The following is a 19528-nucleotide window of genomic DNA, read 5'->3' as shown; positions in this document are numbered from 1 at the left end:
GCTGTCCATGCTCCGAGGATAGGCGTGAGCTGGCCAGGACGCCCGTTAGTGGTGATTAGGATCTGTTAGATTTTGTGCGCGTGCATCAGGTGCGACAGCCCGCCGCAGACCTTTGATTAAGTCCAATTTGTCGGAGATTTGCCCGCCTGCCCCTGTTTGAGGGGACCTCAAGGAGCATCGCGTGGCGCACAGGGCCTTCGCTGGACCTCGCATCGGTGCCGGGTATAGTCCCTGCGCGTTTCGAGGAAGCAGTCGTCAAGATGAGCAAGATGTGACCGACCTCTCGGCAGGACATGACCGCCAAAGCGGCGGCGCCGGAACGATCCTTGATCTCGATGCCGTCTCATTCGGGCCGTTTTCGCTGCGGTCGCGACTGCTGGAGAAGGACGGGGTGCCGGTCAAGCTCGGCAGCCGCGCGATGGATATTTTGCGCCTGCTCGTCAGCCGTGCCGGCGAGGTAGTGCCAAAGAACGAGATTCTCAGCTACGCGTGGTCCGGACTCTCCGTCGAGGAGATCAGCCTGCGGGTTCATGTCGCGGAGCTGCGCAAGGCGCTCGGCGACGGCAAGGACGGCGTCCGCTACATCACCAACATCCCGAGCCGGGGTTACTGCTTCGTCGCGCCGGTGCTGCGTGGCGGACGCGACGAGCCGCCTGCGCTCACGGCGCGGCCGGCCGAAAAGGTGATGCCGTCTCTGCCGCATCGCCTGGACCGGATGGTCGGGCGGGACGAAATCGTGGCCGAGCTGGCGCCGCGCTTGCTCCGCGACCGTTTCGTCACGCTGCGAGGGCCAGGCGGGATCGGCAAGACCACCATTGCGGTCGCGCTCGCGCATGACCTGTGCGATAGGTTCGAGGGCAACGTTCATTTCCTCGAATTCGGTCCGCTCAAGGACGCCGCGTTGGTGGCGAGCACGGTTGCCGCCGCGCTGGGCCTCGTCGTGCACCACAACGATCCGAGTGGCAGCATCGTGAATTTCCTGCGCGGGCGGCGGCTGCTTCTCGTTCTCGACAGCTGTGAGCACGTCATCGACGCGGTCGCACGTCTCGCGGAAGACATTCACCGCGAGGCGCCCGGCGTCGCCATCCTCGCCACCAGCCGCGAGTCGCTGCTGGTGGCTGGCGAGCAGATTTTCGAACTTGCTCCGCTGCGCGGCCCGCCGCAAGGCACACGCCTCAGCGCCGGCGAGGTGCTGAATTATCCGGCGGCGCGCCTGTTCGTCGACCGCGCCAATGCGGCGGGGCATCGCGACGATCTCACCGACGAGGATGCGGAAGTCCTGGTGCAGATCTGCGGCAAGCTCGATGGCATCGCGCTCGCGATCGAACTTGCTGCCGCGCGCGTCGGTCTCTACGGGCTGCGCGAGATGGCGGCGCTGCTCGACAGCCGCCTGCAGCTCGAATGGCGCGGGCGGCGAACGGCGCCGCCGCGGCAGCAGACGCTCGGTGCCACGCTCGACTGGAGTTTCGGCCTGATCGGCGAGAATGAGCGCATCGTGTTCCAGCGGCTCGCCGTCTTCGCAGGTCACTTCACCCTGAAGGGCGCAATAGCGGTGGCGGCCGAGGAGGCAACGCCGGAGGATCGCGTCATCGACGCACTGGAGCAGCTCGTGGCCAAGTCGCTGGTGTCCTCGCAGCCGGACGGCGCATCGCGGCGCTATCGCCTGCTGGATGCCACGCGTGCCTATGCCATGCAGAAGCTGGCGGATTGCGGCGAGGCCGACGTCATCGCGCGCCGTCACGCTTGTTATGTTCAACGCACGCTTGAAGCCGGGCTGACGGCGCAGGGCGGCAGCGGCCAGGTGTCCCGCTCGCTGGAGCGGGTAGGCCTGCTTGCCGATGCCCGCGGGGCGCTGGCCTGGAGCTACGCCAATGATGACGGCGCCGATTTGCGCGTGCCGCTTGCCGGGAGTTGCACAGGGCTGTTCGTCGAGCTCAATTTGCTGAACGAGGCGCGCATCTGGTCCGATCGTGCGCTCGCAATGCTCGACGACGCCGATCGTGGCGGCCGATGGGAGCTCGAGCTTCAGTCGACGCTGGGTCACGCTTTCATGTTCACCGAGCGCAACAGCGAGCAGGCGGAAGCGGCGCTCAGGCGCGGGCTGGAGATCGCGCAAGCGCTCTGCGATCACGCCAACACGTTCAGGCTGCTGTCGCGACTGAACATGTTCTACCGCCGGACCGGCGGTTACCGGCATCTGGTGCCGACTGCGCGTCACGCCGAGCGGATCGCGCGCCTGATCGGCGATACCGCGGGCATTGCCGGCAGCAAAGCGCTTCTCGGCGTGTCATATCACCTCGCCGGCGACCAGGCCGAGGCGCAAGCTCATCTCGACGAGGGCATGCGCGACGACGCCGCGCTGCGGGGCACGCAACCTGGACATTTCGCCTATTCGCGTACGCCGCAAATTCCGCTCGCGCGCGTGTTATGGCTGCGCGGCTATCCCGATCGCGCGCTCGAATGCGTCCTCCCGCTCGTCGGCGCATCAGCGCCGCGCGACGTGGTCATGCATTGTATCGCGCTGTGCTGGTCCGCCTCGGTGTTCGGTTGGGTCGGCGACTGGTCCGCCGTCGAGACCATGAGCACTCGCCTGGCGACGCATGCGAGGATGCACGGGCTCGTCCCCTATGAGGCCGTTGCGACCGGGTTTCGGGCGCAGACCATGATCGCCCACGGCGAGGTGACCGGCGGTATCGACCTGTTGCGGAGCGCGCTTCCACGTCTGCACGCGGATCGCTACGAGCTCTATATGTCGGCGTTCGCCGCGGATCTGTCTTCCGGGCTGGTCTCGTTGGGGCGCTTGGCGGAAGGCGCTCAGGTCCTGCACGAAACCATCGACCGCGTCGAGCAGGAAGGCGGCGCCTTCGACATGCCGGAGCTGCTGCGTCTGCGCGGAGAGCTCGAGGCGCAGAGCGGAAACCTCGACACGGCCGAAGCAAGCCTTGTCGCATCGGCAGAGCTCGCCGAGCAACAGGGCGCGCTGTCCTGGCGGCTGCGAACCGAGATGTCGCTGGCGCGGCTGCGCGAGCGGCAGGGTGTACGAGGTCCGCGCGAACAGCTCGCCAAGACGTACGCGCGGTTCACCGAAGGGTTTGAGACCGCCGATCTCAGGGACGCTCGGCGCATGCTGAATCCGCCTTCCGCCTAATCAAGCCGAACAGCGGCGCCTGCGCAGTGATCCGCCACGCGGTTGCCGTCAGCCCTTGTGCCCGTCCAGTCGCGCAAGGAAGCCGCGAACGAGCGCAGCGATTTCGTCGGTGGCTTCATCCAGCGCGAAGTGGCCCGCTTCCAGGATGTGAACCTCCGCATCCGGAACGTCGTCGCGATAGGCCGACGCGCCGGCGACGGCGAAGGACGGATCGTATTTGCCCCAGACCACCAGCGTCGGCGGCCGGGTCTTGCGCAACCATTCCTGCCATTTCGGATAGGAGGCGACGTTGGTCCGGTAGTCCAGGAACAGCGTGGTCTGGATCTCGGCCTGGCCCGGACGGGTCAGGAAGGCGTATTCGTCGGTCCAGGTATCGGGGTCGTAACGTTCGGGGTGCGGGCTGGAGCCGAGATGCCGCTGGCGCGTCGCCGCCAGCGAGGTGAAATTGGCCTTGAGCGCCTCGAGCTCGTGGGCCGGATCGGCCCAATATCTGCGACGCGCCTCCCAGAGCGGGCTCAAGCCCTGCTCGTGCGACACGGCATTCTGGATGATGATCCCGCGGACACGTTCGGGATGCGCCAGCGCCATGCGGAAGCCGACCGGGCCGCCATAGTCCTGCATGAACAGGACGTAGTTGCCGAGACCGAGCTTCACCGTAAGCTCGTTCATCACGCCAGCGATGTTGTCGAACGTATAGGTGAAATCGGACGGCGGCGGCGCGCTGCTGTTGCCGAAGCCGGGATAGTCCGGTGCGATCACGTGATATTTGTCGGCGAGCAACGGCAGCAAGGGCTCCCACATCCGCGACGAGGACGGAAAGCCGTGCAGCAGCAGCACGGTCGGGGCGTCGGGGGAACCGGCCTCGCGATAGAAGGTCTTGAGACCGCCGATATCGATGGTGTGATAGCTGATCGAGCGCCGGCTCGATCGCAATTCCTGTGCCGAGGCTTGCACGACGGCGCAGGCCATTGCGGCGGAGAGGGCGAGTGCGGCTGGAATGCTCATGTCATTGCTCTTGCACGTAGCGTGAGGATTTGTGGAAAGTGTTGCGGCGTCGGGAGGCGCCATCGCAGGCGTCTCCCGAGCCATGGCCGCAGCTGGGATTTACGAAGCCTTCGCCATCGGCTTGCCCGCGAGAGCAGCCAGCAGCGCCTGCGCGGCCGGACCCGACGAGTGCGGGTTCTGGCCCGTGATCAGCAGGCCGTCGCTGACGACGTGAGGCGTCCAGTTGGCCTTCTTCGAGAAGGTGGCGCCGAGGCGGAGCATCTCGTCCTCGACCAGGAACGGCACCACCTTGGTGAGGCCGACTGCCTCCTCCTCGCCGTTGGTGAAGCCGGTCACCTCCTTGCCCTGCACCAGCGGCTTGCCATCCCGCGTCTTGACGTGGCGCAGCGCGGCGGGGGAATGACAGACGATCCCTACATGCTTGCCTGCGGCAAAGAAGGACTCGATGAGCTTGATGGAGTTCGGGTCTTCGGCGAGGTCCCACATCGGACCGTGGCCGCCGGGATAGAACAGCGTGTCGAAATCCTCCTGCCTGACGCTGTCGAGGCGAAGGGTCTTGTCGAGCTGCGCCTCTGCGGCCGCATCCTGCTCGAAGCGCACCGTCAGGTCGGTGCGGAATTCGGGCTCGTTGCTCTTGGGATCGAGCGGCGGGCGGCCGCCCTTGGGCGAGACCAGTGTGACCTCCGCACCGGAATCCCTGAAGATGTAGTAGGGGGCTGCAAGCTCTTCGAGCCAGAAGCCCGTCTTGCGTCCGGTGTTGCCGAGCTGATCGTGGGACGTGAGAACCATCAGTACCTTCATGACTGTCTCCCTGAGTGCGTTCGCCATGCTGACGCATTCCACGCGCGTGGCTGCGTCGCCTGGGTTTCGTTCGAGCACGTGGTTCGTTGCTCGCAAACCCAATCTGCGCTCAAGGCGGGCTGTTGGCTCGTTATGTATTGTTAGACGTTGAGAGCGGCGATATCAGCCGTGTCGCCGCTATTCGAAGACGGCGTCGAAGATTTCGACGTCCATCAGCACCGGCTTGGCAATCACGGTTCCATCGGGCCGCAATGTCTGCGCGCGCCGAAGTGTCGGCACCACGATGCCGCCGAAGCTGTCATGGGCCCAGGAGGAGTGTGCGACCTTCATCCCGAAGAGATCGTGATCTGTCCGCCGCTGCAGGGCGCTCTCGTCGAAATAGAAGATCTGCTCGGGCGCGAGCGTCATCAGGTGGGCCGGGAACCGTGCCCGCAACCGCCGCCAGGTTTCGGCATTCTCCTGCCAGGGCGACAGCTCCTCGATCACGACATCGGGGTGGGCAAGCAGGAATGGAATCGTCAGATAACTCCAGATCGCGACACCGCAGAAGAAGACGAGATGCAGCTCGTCCGCGAGCGCCGGTGGATCGACGTCGGAAAATGCAAGGCTGGGGTCACGCCAGGACCGCAGGACCTCACCATCCAGGCTCTCGATCGTGATCGCATCCGGTTGAAATGAGCCGGAGTGCTCACCCCCGGTGATGCCGGTGAAGCGCACCGATTGCATCCGGGTCGAGCCTTCCGCGGTCACATCCTTGAATTCCCGGGCATGGCCGGCGCTGGAGAACAGCGTCCCGCCAACGGAAAGGTGGAGCGTGAACCGGTTCAAGCTGTTCCAGCGAGCCATTCCGCCGCTGGCATCGATTACATCGTCAAGAAGCGCCATGTCCCGCCACATCCACCGTGCAGTGTCTCCACCATGGCGGGGCGCATGCGGCTTGGCGTGTTAGAAGTTGTTAGGAGTTGCGAGCGGGTAGCATGGCAGTATCTCGTTGAAGATACTCTCAATTCAGGGTGCCCAGCAGCTCCCTGGCAGCGATCAGATCGCGGGTCTGGAAGCCCTCCTGGTAGCGCGCAACGAGGGGGGTGAGCAAAGCGCTAGCGTCAGCGGCCTTGCCGGCCCGCTCCCAGATGCGGCCGAGGCTGATCGCCCCGCGAAGCTCCCAGCCGACCGCGGATTGACGCCGGGATAGATCGAGCGACTTGCGCAAAATGCTCTCGGCCTCCGCGGCGTTGCCCGATCCGGCGAGGATGTCACCCTTGATCCTGAGCATCTCCGGCATGTCGAAGGATTCGCCGTGATCGGGAATCTGGGCGATCGCCTCGTTGATCGTCTGCAAGGCCTCGTCGGGCTGGTTCTGGGAGGCGAGACCCTCGGCGAGCGCCGTCGCAAACACCGTCGTCATGATGCGGTGCCGTGTGGCGTACAACGTCGCCTGACTGCGGCGGAGGTGCTCGATCCCGGCCGCAACGTCGCCGCGGCGCAGCAGCAACTCGCCCTTCTGGCCGATGCCGACCGCGTGATAGGGGCCGAGGAAGTGTCGTGCGGAATGGTCGATCAGCCGCTCGATCAGGATTTCGGCACTGGCCCAGTCGCCGACCCAGAGGAACACGTAGATCGTCCAGATCAGGGAGATGCCGAGGGTGAGCGGCTGCTCGAGCAGCTCGGCCTCGCGCACCGTGTATCTGGCCACCTCGACCGCTCGCTCGGGCCGGCCGGTGAGCCAGAGCCCGCGCGCCAGCGCAACCAGCGCGACGATGCGGTCGTCATAGCCGAGATGCCCGATATTCAGCCGTTGCGAGCCCGGATTGTGCACCATCGCGCTTTCGCAGAACCGAACCGCCTTGTCCTGGTTGCCGATCAAATGATGCGCGACGCCGCGCATCCAATCCACGTTCAGCGTGGCGGCTGAATCATTCAGTTTGCGCGCAACGCCCTCGCCCTGTTCGCTGGTGTCGAGTGCGCCGTGAAAATCTCCGACCCTGGTCAGGTAGATGTGTAATCCGCGCAGCAGCCAGAGCTGCCAGTGCAGGTCATCGAGCTGCCGGGCAAGCTCGAGACTGCGCGTGAAGGCCGACCGGACCGCTTCCGTGTTGCCCTGCGTGAACATCACGGAGACGCCGAGCGCGGCCTGCAGGGTCATCTCCTGCCGGCTGTCCACGGCGCGCGTGTCGAGGGACGCCAGCGCCTGCTGGGTCCATCGGTAGCATTCCGTCAGCAATGTCAGTTCGAGGAAGAACTGCGCGGCCGAGGCCGCCAGATCCACGCTGATCGTCCGGTCGCCGCCGTCCGAAAAGCTGAAGGCCAGCGCGGCCCTGACATTGGGCAAATGGTCGGCATAGGGAAGGAAGCCGCCCGCGCTCTGCATGCCCGTGGATTTCAGGGCAATGTCGCGCAGGAAATCGCGGAAATATTCGGCGTGGGCGCGCGCGACGCGGTCCGCTTCGCCATTCTCGACGAGCTTGTCCGCCATGAAGGCGCGGGTGGTGTCGAGCAGGCGATAGCGCAGCCGCCGCTCCGCAGGCGAGGTCGCGATCAGGGATTTGGAGAGCAGGTTCGAAATGGCTTCCACGCCTTCGCCCTCGCTGATGCCCTGGCAGGACGCGACCGCAAGCGCGGCTTCCAGCGTGAACGGCCCGACGAACACCGATAAGCCGCGCAGGGTCGCGCTCTCGGCCGGCGGCAGCAAATCGTAGCTCCAGGCAAGCGCTGCGCTCAGGGTCTGGTGCCGCGGAATCGCGGTGCGCCGTCCCCGCCACAGCAGCGAGAAGCGGCTGTCCAGCAGTGATGCGGTTCCGGCAATGCCATAGGCGTTGACACGTCCGGCCGCGAGCTCGATCGCCAGGGCGATGCCGTCCAGCCGCCGGCAGATCTCGGCAACGAGCGGCGCATCCTCCTCGGTGAGTTCGAATTCGCTCAGGCTCTCGGCAATGCGTTCCACGAAGAGCTGGCTTGCGGGATAGGCAAGGATGTCGGCGATGCCGAGGCCTTCGCGCTGCGGCGGGCAATCCAGCGGAAATAGCCGGTGGACGCGCTCACCTTCGGTGCGAAAGGATTCGCGGCTGGTGGCCAAAATATGCAGCTTCGGCGCCTCGCGGACCATGCGCTCGGCCAGAGGGGCGAGCTCGTCGAGGATATGCTCGCAACTGTCGAACACCAGCAGCATGCGCCGGCTGCGCAGGACCGTCAGCAGGCTCGGCACGGGATCGTCGGCATTGACGGTCAGGCCCAGCGCGGCCGCAATCGTGCCGGGAGCGAGCCGGACATCCGTCAGCGCGCCGAAATCGACGAAACACACCTGGTCATCGAAGCCGGCGAGCTCGCGATGCGCGACGGCAAGTGCGACCGACGTCTTGCCGATCCCGCCCGGGCCGACGATTGTGACGAAGCGATGCTGGGCAAGCTCGTCGGAAATCTTCTCGACCGCATCGTCCCGCCCGATCATCTTCGCGAGCGGCGCGGGCAGCGAGCGGGGCGAAGCGGCGGGCAGGCGGCTGGTCCGGCTCTCCGAAGGCGCAGCCCGGAGCAGCGGGGCCGCGAAGCAATAGCCGCGTCCGGGGACGTTGATCACGTAGCGGGAGCCTTCGCCGGCATCGTTCAAAGCCTTGTCGTTCAAAGCCTTGCGCAACGTCGTGATGTGGAAACGCAGGCTGCCTTCGTCGACATTCACGTCGGCCCAGATGCGCTTGATCAGCTCCCGCTTGTCAACGACCTCACCCGCACGCTCGGCGAGAAAAATGAGGATGTCGAGCGCACGGCCGCCGAGGTGAAGCGGGACGCCGTCCTTCTCGAGCAGCCGCGACTTCGCGAACAAGCGGAATGGTCCGAAGGCAATGACCGAATCTTGCTCGTTAGTGTCCGGCACGGGCCAATAATTCCAGTGAAAATGCTGAAGTGCAGTCTTGGTCTAACAGAACGAGACGTCCAGTAAACTGGCCGAAAGTGGCGAAATCGCGTGGCGATCATCGCAATCGCCGATCACGCGAGGAGCGTCGCAAATCTAACTTAAACGCGAGTGGTCCAGCGAGCGATCGGGACAATCCGGCAATGCGCTGGACCGCGATGGCGGATCTGGATCTCGGTCGTCGCGACGGTGATCATAACAGAATCTTGCAACGTCTAACGAGCAAAGCACGCGAACAGCATCCAGTATGGCCTTCGCGTTAGACGCAATTTTCAACGGGAGGCTATCATGTCCGCGATCGGCGCTCGGCCGAACGACCATGTCGTTCGCTCTCAATTTGTACCTGGTCTCGATGATCAGTCGCGCGATTGGGAGCTCGTGCTGCGGGAATCCCACCATCGCATGAAGAACACGCTGACCCTGCTGGGTGCGTCAGTCCGTCGCGATTTCACGCGCGCGGGCAGAGGTGATATGTCGCTGGCGCTGGACCGGCTCGAGCGACGCATCGTCGCCTTCGGCAGGCTCTATCAACTGTTGTCCGATCATGACGATCTGCCGTTCGTCTCCGCAGCGGCCTTCTTCGAAAGCCTGTGCGAGGCGATCTCCGAGGCTGTGCTGGAGCCGGCAGGCATCCGCTGCGAGGCTGCGATCGAAAGTGGCTCGTTGCCGGCGGCGCAGTGTCATCGGCTCGCGCTGATGCTGACGGAGCTGGTCACGAATGCGGCAAAGCATGCTTTCCTGAACAAGAATGGTGCGTTGATCCGCATCGGCATGGCCCGGCGCGACGGCGCCTGGCTCTGCACGGTGGCCGACAACGGCATCGGTGCGACCGGCCCGCTCCAGGGCACCGGCAGCCGGATTCTCGAAGGGCTCGCGCGCAGCATCCATGCGCGGCTGCAGGGCGAAGCGGGGGAGGGCGGAACGCGGGTCACCATCGTGATGCCGATCGCGGCGGCGTGACCCGTCCCTCACAACGGCTAGCGGACCCTAACACTCCATAACGGGCAAAGGTCTGTTGTTTGCGCGACAGTCCTGACGTTCGGAGCGGGTGTCGATCCCGGACCCCGCGGCTTGAAACAGGAGTTGGACATGGCTGTGATCGAGATGAATCGCGAAGCTGAAACCAAGCCCTCGAACTCTCGTGGAGTTGATCTGAAGCTCGAGGTCCTCGTGATCCCGGTTTCCGATGTCGACCGTGCCAAGGCGTTCTACACGCGCCTCGGCTGGCGACTGGACGCCGATTTCACGTCGGGCGACGACTGGCGCGTGATCCAGTTCACCCCGCCGGGCTCGGCCTGTTCGGTGATCTTCGGCACGAACGTCACGGCGGCAGCGCCGGGCTCGGCGCGAGGCCTGTATCTGGTCGTCTCCGATCTCGAGGCGGCACGACAGGATCTGCTCGACCGCGGCGTCGAAGTCAGCGAGGCATTTCACGGTGCCGGCGAGGTTCATGCCGGGCCTGACGAGCCCTATCTGTTCGGCAGCGTTCGAGTCAGTGGTGCTGACCCGAAGCGCGGCAGTTATGCTTCATTCGCCGCATTCAGCGATCCCGACGGCAATGGCTGGCTGTTCCAGGAAGTCACGACACGATTGCCCGGACGCATCGCAGGCGACGGCACGACATTCGCCTCGACGACCGATCTGGCCGCAGCGCTGCGTCGCGCGGCGCTGGCCCATGGCGAGCATGAGGCGCGGACCGGCGGACACGACGACAACTGGCCGGACTGGTACGCCGACTACATCGTCCGCGAGCAGGCCGGCCAGCCGCTGCCGACTTGAGCTGCAGCGAAAAGTATCTCCCGATCTTCCGACACGGCGCGCGATGACCTGGTCGTCGCGTGCCGTGGCGCATTGCGCGGATGTCATCGCGCTCTTGCAGTGCGCGGACTCGCAACGGCTAACGCAGACTAACACTCCATAACGAGCAAATTGCCGGCGCCTGCGCCAATCTCTCTGCACACCAAGCGGCGCGTTGATTTCGAACTCGGTCAGCGTCGCCGACCAAAGCAAGGGAGATCCAACATGACCGCGCACGCACGAGCTGAAAGCCTCAATCCCGACCGCCGTCAATTGCTGAGCCAGGCCGCGATGACCGCGGTTGCCGCCAGCGTGTCGAGCCTGTTGCCGCTGCATCCGGTCAAGGCTGCCGCAGGCGGTGCCATCCGCCCCTTCCAGGTCAGCGTGCCCGAGCAGGATCTGCTCGACCTGCGCCGGCGCCTGGCTGCAACGCGCTGGCCGGATCGCGAGATCGTCACCGATCAGTCGCAGGGCGTGCAGCTGACGACGGTGCAACAGCTCGTGCGCCACTGGCAGAGCGACTATGACTGGCGCAAGGTGGAAGCGCGGTTGAACGCCTTGCCGCAATTCGTCACCGAAATCGACGGCGTCGACATTCACTTCATCCACGTCCGCTCGCGGCACGAGAACGCACTGCCGATGATCGTCACGCATGGCTGGCCCGGCTCGATCATCGAGCAGATGAAGATCGTCGGTCCGCTCACCGATCCGACCGCGCACGGCGCCAAGGCCGCCGACGCGTTCGACCTTGTGATTCCCTCGCTCCCCGGCCACGGCTTCTCGGGCAAGCCGACGGTGCTCGGCTGGGATCCCCAGCGCATCGCGCGGGCCTGGATCGTGCTGATGAACCGGCTCGGCTACAGCCGCTATGTCGCGCAAGGCGGCGATTGGGGCAATGCCGTGACGGAGCAGATGGCGCTGATCGCGCCGCCGGAATTGCTCGGCATCCACACCAACATGCCCGCGACCGTCCCCGACGACATCGCCAAGGCGCTTCAATCTGGCGGAACGCGCCCGGCGAACCTCCCGGCCGAGGAGCGCCTTGCCTACGACCAGCTCGATGATTTCTACAAGCATGGTCTCGGCTACGCGATCGAGATGTCGAACCGGCCGCAGACGCTCAATGGCCTCGTGGATTCGCCCGCGGGCCTCGCGTCCTGGATGCTCGATCACGATGCGCGCAGCGCCGCGATGATCGCACGCGTGTTCGATGGCAGGACGGAAGGGCTGTCGCGCGACGATGTGGTCGACAACATCACGCTCTATTGGCTCACCAACACCGCGGTCTCGTCGGCGCGGCTGTACTGGGAGAACAAGCTGGTGTTCTTCGCGCCCAAGCACGTCAAGATTCCGGTCGCCGTCAGCGTCTTTCCGGACGAGATCTACGCCGCGCCGCGGAGCTGGGCCGAGAAGGCCTACCCCAAGCTGATCCACTACAACCGTCTCGACAAGGGCGGACACTTCGCGGCCTGGGAGCAGCCGGCGCTGTTCTCCGCGGAAGTGCGGACCGCGTTCCGTCCGCTGCGGCAATCGATCTGAGATGCGAACCCATACATCAGGAGTGCAAGCCATGAACCGTCCCGAACCCACCTTCACGACCGAACAGATCCACCTCGAGCGCCGCCTGCCGTCCTACTGGCGTGTTACCTTCGACATGCCGCCGGTGAATATTTTCGGCCCGAAGCAGCTGCCGGTGTTGGGCGACATCGTCACCAGGATCGAGACCGATCCGGACGTGAAGGTCGTGGTGTTCGACAGTGCCGTCGAAGGCTTCTTCATCACCCATTACGATTTCCTCGCGCCGTTGGAAGATTCGCTTCGTGTCCCGCCCGGACCGACCGGCCTCGAGGCGCTGCCCGACATGCTGGTGCGCCTCAGCCGCGCGCCGGTGGTCTCCATTGCCTCGATCCGGGGCCGCGCGACCGGCGTTGGCAGCGAGCTCGCGCTCGCGAGCGACATGCGCTTTGCCAGCCGCGAGAAGGCGATCCTGTCGCAATGGGAGGTCGGCGCGGGCCTCGTACCCGGTGGCGGGCCGATGGCGCGACTGCCGCGCCTGATGGGCCGCGGCCGTGCGCTCGAAGTCCTGCTCGGCGCCGACGACATCCATGGCGATCTCGCCGAACGCTACGGTTACGTCAACCGGTCGTTGCCGGATGCCGAGCTCGATGGTTTCGTCGAGGCACTCGCCATGCGCATCGCCTCGTTCGACAAGGAGGCGATCGCCGAGACAAAGCGTCTTGTCGATGTCGCAAGCCTGCCGCCGGACGCCGAAATCAAGCCGGAGTGGGACGCCTTCCTGGCCTCGCTCGGTCGCCCCGCGAGCCAGACCAGGATCAAGGCGCTGATGACGCGCGGTTTCCACCGCTCCGGGGACGTCGAGAACCGGCTCGGCTTCCACGTCGGACAGATCGGCGGCTAACGGAACCGTCGCGGCGCGCGGCCGGTTGGAGCGGCGGCAGGCGGTCACGCCGATGCCGCCTTCCACCGGTACAGAACGCCGGTGCGCAAAAACAAACGAGGAGAATAGAGATGATCCGCAAGGCAAAAGCAGTTTGGAAGGGCACGGGCCGCGACGGCAACGGTCAGCTCTCGAGCGAATCCGGCGTGCTCAGTGAGACGCCCTATTCGTTCAAGACCCGCTTCGAGAACGAGAAGGGCACCAATCCCGAGGAGTTGATCGCTGCAGCCCATGCCGGCTGTTTTACGATGGCGCTGGCCTTTGGTCTTCAGATGGCAGGTTTCACGCCGGACGAGCTCTCGACCGAAGCCGCCGTGACTCTGGAGCCCGAAGGCAAGGGCTTCAAGATCAGCAAGTCCGCGCTGACCTTGCGCGCCAAAGTGCCGAACCTCGACGACGCAGGTTTTGCCAAGATCGCCGGCGAGGCTGAGAAGAACTGCCCGGTGTCGAAGGTGCTCAACGCCGCCATCACGCTCGACGCCAAGCTGGGTTGACTGAACGTAGGGGTGTTGCCATGTCTTGCCAAAATCCGTCTCGCCAAAATCCGTCTCGCCAACATCAGCCGGATGAGGACAGGTTCCGGGCGATCCTGCCCGAGGATATCGCATGGCAGCCCTTCCCGGCATTCCCGCCGGGCGCGCGGTTGGCTGTCATGGTCGGACATCCCGCCGAGCCCGGGCCCTACGTAGTCCGGGTCAAGGTGCCCGGCGGCACCAGGCTGATGCCGCACAAGCATCAGGAGGACCGCGTCTACACGGTCATGTCGGGCGTGTTCTACATCGGGCTCGGCGAGAGATTTGACGGCGATAAAGTCAGCGCCTATCCGCCGGGCAGTGTTATCGTGCTGCCCGGCGAGACCTGGCATTTCCATTGGGCGAAGTCCGGCGAGTACGTCACGCAGGTGAGCGCGATCGGGCCGCTGGGCCTCGAATATCACGACGACAAGGATGACCCGCGCTTGCGTGCAGTTGCAGAGCAAAGGTAAGCATCTCGACGAAACCAAGGAGCATCAAATGACGACGGAACGCGCAGTTTTGGCCGGAGGCTGCTTCTGGGGCATGCAGGATCTGATCCGCAAGCAACCAGGCGTGATCTCGACACGCGTCGGCTACACCGGGGGCAAGGTGAAGAACGCGACCTACCGCAACCACGAAGGCCACGCCGAGGCGATCGAGATCATGTTCGATCCCGCCAAGACCAGCTACCGGACCATGCTGGAGTTCTTCTTCCAGATCCACGATCCCACCACGCTCGATCGCCAGGGCAATGATCGGGGCACCAGCTATCGCTCCGCGATCTTCTATGCGAGCGACGAGCAGAAGAAGATCGCCGAAGACACCATTGCCGATGTCGAGGCGTCGGGCCTGTGGCCCGGCAAGGTGGTGACCGAGGTCGCGCCCGCAGGCGAGTTCTGGGAGGCCGAGCCCGAGCATCAGGACTATCTCGAACGTTATCCCGACGGCTACACCTGCCACTTCATCCGGCCTGGCTGGAAGCTGCCGCGCCGCGCTGCTGCCGTCGGAGGCTAGATCAAGACGCCACGCGCCGTCAGGCCCGCGATCGCGCGATCAGATCGCGGGCCATGCGCATGTCGGCGATGTCGGAGCCTTCGGCAAACGTCCCGCAGACGTTGTCGAGAAGTGCCCGAGCTTCCGCGCCCCGACCGGCTCCGATCATGGCCCGCGCGAGGCTGGTCGCGCAGCGGAGCTCCCAGAAGCGCGCGCCCTGCTCGACGGCAATGTCGATGGCCTCGCGAAAGTGCGCCTCGGCCTGCTCCGAATGCCGCGCGCTTCTGAGCATCAATTCTCCCTTGATGCGGAGCAGCTCCGGCAGATACCAGCGCTCCTGCCGGTCGTTGCAACGGGTCAGGACGTCTTCGATCACCTCGAGGCCACGGTCGACCTGGTCGGCTTGGAGGAAGCACGCGGCGAGCTCGCCGAGCAGCGGCAGAAAGCGCGGCAGGAAGCGCGCATCGCCGGCGCGGTTGAGCTCCTCGCGCAAAAGCGGCAGGCCGGTGGAGATGTCGCCGCGCCTGGCCACGACCGCGGCGTTGAAGGCGCGTGCCCATAGGCCCCACAACCGGATTCCGTGGCGCTCGGTGTGTTCGAGCAGCTCGGCGCCGTGGCGCTCGGCGGCATCGAAATCGCCGGACCAGAACGCGATCGGGCAGGCGGCCTGTCCCAGCACGCTGCAGAAGGTCAGCGCGTGGCCGTTGGCGCGGCCTTCCTCGATGTTCTTGGCGGCGAGCGCCCGGGCCTGATCGGCGAGGCCCTGAAGCCACAGGATGCGGGCCCGGAAATATTGCGTCGATATCCTGAGATCGAGCGGGAAGATTTTCGGCTTCTCCACCAGCACATGCAGCGAGGCGTTCACCCGGTCGATACGCTGCCGCGCGTCGTCCTGGTCCCCGAGATAATGCAACGCGACGGCCATCAGGCGGTCGCTCAGCATGAGATCGGTGCTGTCGGGCGAATTCGCAGCCGCGTTCGCAAAGCGCTCGGCGAGCGCGCGGGCCTTGCCGAACTGCCCGTTGTTGAACTGGTCGATGCACAGGCCCCAGAGCGCGCGCAGCCGAAAATCCTTGTCGTCGAGGCTCTCAGCCAGCTCGAGCGTCGTCTCGAGGATCGGGCGTGCCTCGCGCGCGCGGCCCTCGCCATACATCAGCGACCAGCCGAGTGCCGAAAGGAGCTGCATGCGGATGCGGTCGTTGTCGCCGTCGTCTCCAAGCGCCGCCAGCGCCGTTCTGCTGCGCTCGCGGCATTCGGCGAACAGCGACAGACGCACCCACAGGGTGACCGCCGCCGCCGTCAGCGCAATGCCGAGCCTGGTGTCGCCGTCGGGCGCGAAGGCCCAGTCCAGCGCCGCGCGCACATTGTCGAGCTCCCCACCATAGGTGCCGAGCCATTCTGGCAGCGGCGTCGACGTGTCCGCCCCCGCGCGCTCGAAGAAATCGCGAAAGTGCTCTGCATGACGCCGCGCGAACTGCCTGGCTTCGCCGAGCTCGTTCAGTTTCCCGAGCGCGTAGGTGCGCGTGGTGTCGAGCAGGCGATAGCGTAGCGCCCGCGAGCCGGATGGCGAGATCAGCGATTTGGTGACCAGGCTGTCGATCGCCTCCAGCGTCTCCGAGGTGCTGAGGCCGTCGCCGGACGCGACCGCGGCGGCCGCCTCCGGCGCGAAGGGCCCGGCGAACACCGACAATCGTCGCAAGGTGGCGCTTTCCGCCGGGGGCAGCAGGTCGTAGCTCCAGTCGAGGGCGGCGGCGAGCGTCTGGTGCCGCGGGACGGCCGTGCGCCGTCCCCGCCATTGCAGCGAGAAGCGGCTGTCGAGCAGGGAGGCGGTGCCGGCGATGCCATACGCATTGACACGGCCTGCCGCGAGTTCGATCGCCAGCGCAATGCCGTCGAGCCGCCGGCAGATGCTGGCGACAAGCGGCGCCTCTTCCGCGCTGAGCTGGAACGGTCCTGAGCTCTGCGCGATGCGCTCGACGAAGAGCTGGGCCGCGGGATAGGCGAGAACCGCGGCGACGTCGAGGCCCTCGCGCTCGGGCGGACAATCCAGCGGAAACAGCCGGAAGATCCGCTCGCCTTCGCTCCGGAACGACTCGCGGCTGGTGGCGAGGACCCGAAGCTGCGGCGCTTCGCGAACGATGCGCTCAACGAGAGGCGCCAGGGTATCCAGCACATGCTCGCAACTGTCGAAGATCAGCAGGGCTGGTCCGGTCTTCAGAAATGTCAGAATGGCCGGCGTCGGATCCTCCGCGCTGACCGTCAGTCCGAGGACGGCGGCGATGCTGGTTGGGACATGGCTCGCATCCCGCAGCGGACCGAAATCGACGAAGAAGACGCGGCCGTCGAAATCCGCCGAGCGCCGATGCCCGACCGTGACGGCGACGGCGGTCTTGCCGATGCCGCCCGGGCCGACCAGGGTCATGAAGCGATAGAGCGTCAGGCCGTTCGAAATCTTCTCGATGACCTCCTCGCGTCCGACCATCTTCGCAAGCTGGGCGGGCAGGGAGCGGGGAGGAATGATTTCGGCGGCGGCTGGCGCGACCTGCGAGGGCGCTTGAGCGAACGGGGCGACAAAGCAATAGCCACGGCCGGGTACATTGAGGACATAACGGGCCGATTTGCCGGTATCGCCGAGCACCTTGCGCAACGCTGCGACATGGAAGCGCAGACTGCCCTCGTCGACATTCACCTCGGCCCAGATGCGCTTGACCAGCTCTCTCTTGTCGACGACTTCTCCGGGGCGCTCGGCAAGCAGGATGAGAATATCGAGCGCGCGGCCGCCGACGTGAAGCGGCTCCCCTTCCTTTTCCAGGAGTCGGGACTTGGGAAACAGCCGAAATGGCCCGAATGAAATGGCCGAGTCTTGGTTGTTATTGTGAGCTGGCACGTGCCATTGCCCCCGCAACGGGAGTCAAAAGGTATTTTGTTCTGATCTAGCAGAACGAGGCGTCCAGTAAACTGGCCGAAAGCAGCATGGCTGGCAGACCTGCGCAGATGGCTTGGGTCGGCTTCGGCCCCGCCTGAATCATGCTGGAGATGGAAGGGGTTAGGTCGCGGTCTTACCCGCGTCCTTTGTGACGATGTGTGCCGACAGCGTGACCAGACCCATCAGCGCAGCCAGCAGCCAGAACGCCATGGGCAATCCGCCAAAACGTGCGACGAAGCCGACGCCGGCGGGGCCGATGAGGATTCCTGCGTAGCCCGCGGTCGTGATCGCCGCGACCGCAAGCCCCGTGGGCATCACCGTCTGCCGCGCTGCCCGGCGGAACAGCACCGGCACGAGATTCGACGCGCCGAGCCCGATCAGCAGGAATCCGCCGATGGCGACCGCTGCAATGGGCGCCGTCAGCAGGACCACGAAACCGGCGATCGCGATGAGGCTGCCCCAAAGCAACGTCGTGCGGTCGCCGATCCGCGCGACGACGGCGTCGCCGCCGAGCCGGCCCGCAGTCATCGCGATCGAGAACACGATATAGCCGGCGCCGCCTTGCGCCTCGGTGACGAGACCTGCGCCGATGACGAGCAGGGCGCCCCAATCCAGCATCGCACCTTCGACCAGGAAGGTGATGGCGCCGAGCAGCGCGAGCAGCAGCACCGATCCATGCGGCAGCACGAACAGCGGGCCCTCCTGCACCTGCACGGAACGAAGCAGGCGCGGCGAGGTCGCGACCATCGCGATCAGCATCAGGCCGGAGCAGATCAGCGTGCAGGCGAGCGTTCCGAATTGCAGCGAGAGCAGCGCCGTCATCAGCGCGGATCCGGCAAAGCCCCCGATGCTGAACAGGGCGTGGAAGCCGGACATCAGCGGACGGTGCGCGGCGCGCTCCACCTGCACGGCGTGGATGTTCATGGCGACGTCGATCGAGCCGAGCGCGGCGCCGAATGCGAACAGCGCCAGCGCCAGCGTTGCGGGCGAAGCCGCAATGGCGAGCAGGGGCAGGACCAGCGCCAGGCCGAACCCGCCGGCAATGATGATCGGCCTGCTGCCGTAGCGCGCGCTCACGATTCCGGTCACCAGCATCGCGATGACCGAGCCGATGCCGAGGCTGAGCAGCAGCAATCCGAGCACGCCGTCATCGACGCCGAGCCGCGTCTTCGCGAACGGCACCAGCGGCGCCCAGCACGAGATGCCGAAACCCGCGACGAGAAAGGCAAGCCGGGTCGCAAGGCGCGTCGCAGGCCGGTCGGCGGAAGACATGGGAACTCCGGGGAAAGCAGGCAGGGCGATCGACAAGCCCGACGATTGTCGCGACTTTATGTCTGTGGCGTGCATGAGGTGCCGCGGCGACAGGGGAGCTTCGGTCGTTGTGCGTTTCGATCGTTGGAACCGGTGCAGATTCGCAACCAACCGGGCAGCTTCCATCTCCGTCATCCCTGCGCAACGGCGTTGCCGTTGTCGCTGGAGGCGCTCGCCTCTTCGGCGAGCCTCGAAGGGCGACGGCCCGACTGCACCGGGGCCGTTATCCTTCGAGGCTCCCCATGGGACGCGTTGCGTCCCATGTCTCGCACCTCAGGATGACGGAATGAGCGTCGGTGTGTCGCGCTCTGTCAATCCGCTTCGCTAAAAATATTCCACTTTACCGAAATTCGGTTTAGTCGTATGTGTTGCCCATCCCGGCTCACCAAGAGGGGCGATCATGTGTCGTCACGCATCGCGAGCCGGGCTTGCGGTGGACGCGGCAGCGTCGGCACGAGAGGCGCGGGCAGGGCGGGTAGTCCCTGTGAGCCCGAGGCTTCGTGCGGACGAGCGGCGCTGCTAGGCTTCGTCTCGTCTGTAAGTTTCCGGCTTCGTCGACAGGGCTTGGAAAAACTGCGGCGAAATGGCGGGCCGCGCGTACGGCAAAACCGTGTGGTCCTGGCCGTCGTTGCTACGGTCAAGTCCTGCGAAGGTGCGAGCGAGCCCAACC

At 65.5% G+C, this 19528-nt stretch carries 14 protein-coding genes; 8 read left to right on the top strand and 6 right to left on the bottom strand.

All coding sequences use genetic code 11. The features are described 5' to 3' along the window. The first annotated feature begins 271 nt into the window (after positions 1 to 271). Positions 272 to 3148, top strand: a complete 2877-nt coding sequence (locus RAD04_RS35310; RefSeq protein WP_461627460.1) for an ATP-binding protein — start codon at positions 272 to 274, stop codon at positions 3146 to 3148. A 48-nt stretch (positions 3149 to 3196) separates the two neighbouring features. Here RAD04_RS35310 and RAD04_RS35305 read toward each other — a convergent pair whose 3' ends face one another. The 4 genes from RAD04_RS35305 to RAD04_RS35290 all read right to left on the bottom strand — a co-directional run bounded on the left by RAD04_RS35305 (position 3197) and on the right by RAD04_RS35290 (position 8819). Further along, positions 3197 to 4153, bottom strand: a complete 957-nt coding sequence (locus RAD04_RS35305) for an alpha/beta fold hydrolase (RefSeq protein WP_461627459.1) — start codon at positions 4151 to 4153, stop codon at positions 3197 to 3199. A gap of 99 nt (positions 4154 to 4252) precedes the next feature. After that, the gene (locus tag RAD04_RS35300; RefSeq protein ID WP_461627458.1) at positions 4253 to 4954 is read right to left on the bottom strand and encodes a type 1 glutamine amidotransferase domain-containing protein; all 702 of its coding nucleotides are present in this window, start codon (positions 4952 to 4954) and stop codon (positions 4253 to 4255) included. Between the two features lie 177 nt (positions 4955 to 5131). Continuing rightward, on the bottom strand, positions 5132 to 5671 hold the full coding sequence (locus RAD04_RS35295) for a hypothetical protein (RefSeq protein WP_461627457.1): 540 nt from the start codon (positions 5669 to 5671) through the stop codon (positions 5132 to 5134). A 286-nt stretch (positions 5672 to 5957) separates the two neighbouring features. Further along, positions 5958 to 8819 (bottom strand): ATP-binding protein, encoded by a 2862-nt coding sequence (locus tag RAD04_RS35290; protein WP_461627456.1) that lies wholly within the window; start codon positions 8817 to 8819, stop codon positions 5958 to 5960. 327 nt (positions 8820 to 9146) lie between these two features. Between RAD04_RS35290 and RAD04_RS35285 the strand changes: the two genes are divergently transcribed. From RAD04_RS35285 to msrA, 7 genes are all read left to right on the top strand, one after another. Continuing rightward, on the top strand, positions 9147 to 9818 hold the full coding sequence (locus tag RAD04_RS35285) for a sensor histidine kinase (protein WP_461627455.1): 672 nt from the start codon (positions 9147 to 9149) through the stop codon (positions 9816 to 9818). Positions 9819 to 9947: 129 nt separating this feature from the next. Continuing rightward, positions 9948 to 10637: a VOC family protein gene (locus RAD04_RS35280; protein WP_461627454.1), complete on the top strand. Its 690-nt coding sequence runs from the start codon at positions 9948 to 9950 to the stop codon at positions 10635 to 10637. A gap of 243 nt (positions 10638 to 10880) precedes the next feature. Further along, on the top strand, positions 10881 to 12194 hold the full coding sequence (locus RAD04_RS35275) for an epoxide hydrolase family protein (RefSeq protein ID WP_461627453.1): 1314 nt from the start codon (positions 10881 to 10883) through the stop codon (positions 12192 to 12194). A gap of 31 nt (positions 12195 to 12225) precedes the next feature. Next, positions 12226 to 13074, top strand: a complete 849-nt coding sequence (locus tag RAD04_RS35270) for an enoyl-CoA hydratase/isomerase family protein (protein ID WP_461627452.1) — start codon at positions 12226 to 12228, stop codon at positions 13072 to 13074. A gap of 110 nt (positions 13075 to 13184) precedes the next feature. After that, entirely contained in the window at positions 13185 to 13607 is a 423-nt protein-coding gene (locus RAD04_RS35265; protein WP_091962679.1) for an OsmC family protein, read from the top strand. A 92-nt stretch (positions 13608 to 13699) separates the two neighbouring features. Continuing rightward, positions 13700 to 14098, top strand: coding sequence for a cupin domain-containing protein (locus tag RAD04_RS35260; protein ID WP_461627540.1), 399 nt, complete (start codon positions 13700 to 13702; stop codon positions 14096 to 14098). Positions 14099 to 14126: 28 nt separating this feature from the next. Further along, a complete protein-coding gene (msrA, locus tag RAD04_RS35255; protein WP_461627451.1) occupies positions 14127 to 14642 on the top strand; it encodes a peptide-methionine (S)-S-oxide reductase MsrA in 516 nt (171 codons plus the stop codon). 19 nt (positions 14643 to 14661) lie between these two features. Here msrA and RAD04_RS35250 read toward each other — a convergent pair whose 3' ends face one another. Both RAD04_RS35250 and RAD04_RS35245 read right to left on the bottom strand, forming a co-directional pair. Further along, positions 14662 to 17508 (bottom strand): ATP-binding protein, encoded by a 2847-nt coding sequence (locus RAD04_RS35250; RefSeq protein ID WP_461627450.1) that lies wholly within the window; start codon positions 17506 to 17508, stop codon positions 14662 to 14664. 159 nt (positions 17509 to 17667) lie between these two features. Next, on the bottom strand, positions 17668 to 18819 hold the full coding sequence (locus RAD04_RS35245; RefSeq protein WP_461627449.1) for an MFS transporter: 1152 nt from the start codon (positions 18817 to 18819) through the stop codon (positions 17668 to 17670). Between the last annotated feature and the right edge of the window lie 709 nt (positions 18820 to 19528).

Source organism: Bradyrhizobium sp. 25ACV (genome assembly GCF_054863005.1).
Note: the sequence above shows the minus strand (reverse complement) of the source record. Positions and strands in the feature narration are given on the sequence as shown.

Coding starts and splice junctions, on each gene's coding strand:
- RAD04_RS35305 (WP_461627459.1), bottom strand. CDS start 4,153: ATGAGCATTCCAGCCGCACTCGCCCTCTCCGCCGCAATGGCCTGCGCC.
- RAD04_RS35300 (WP_461627458.1), bottom strand. CDS start 4,954: ATGAAGGTACTGATGGTTCTCACGTCCCACGATCAGCTCGGCAACACC.
- RAD04_RS35245 (WP_461627449.1), bottom strand. CDS start 18,819: ATGTCTTCCGCCGACCGGCCTGCGACGCGCCTTGCGACCCGGCTTGCC.
- RAD04_RS35275 (WP_461627453.1), top strand. CDS start 10,881: ATGACCGCGCACGCACGAGCTGAAAGCCTCAATCCCGACCGCCGTCAA.
- RAD04_RS35265 (WP_091962679.1), top strand. CDS start 13,185: ATGATCCGCAAGGCAAAAGCAGTTTGGAAGGGCACGGGCCGCGACGGC.
- RAD04_RS35270 (WP_461627452.1), top strand. CDS start 12,226: ATGAACCGTCCCGAACCCACCTTCACGACCGAACAGATCCACCTCGAG.
- RAD04_RS35285 (WP_461627455.1), top strand. CDS start 9,147: ATGTCCGCGATCGGCGCTCGGCCGAACGACCATGTCGTTCGCTCTCAA.
- RAD04_RS35280 (WP_461627454.1), top strand. CDS start 9,948: ATGGCTGTGATCGAGATGAATCGCGAAGCTGAAACCAAGCCCTCGAAC.
- msrA (WP_461627451.1), top strand. CDS start 14,127: ATGACGACGGAACGCGCAGTTTTGGCCGGAGGCTGCTTCTGGGGCATG.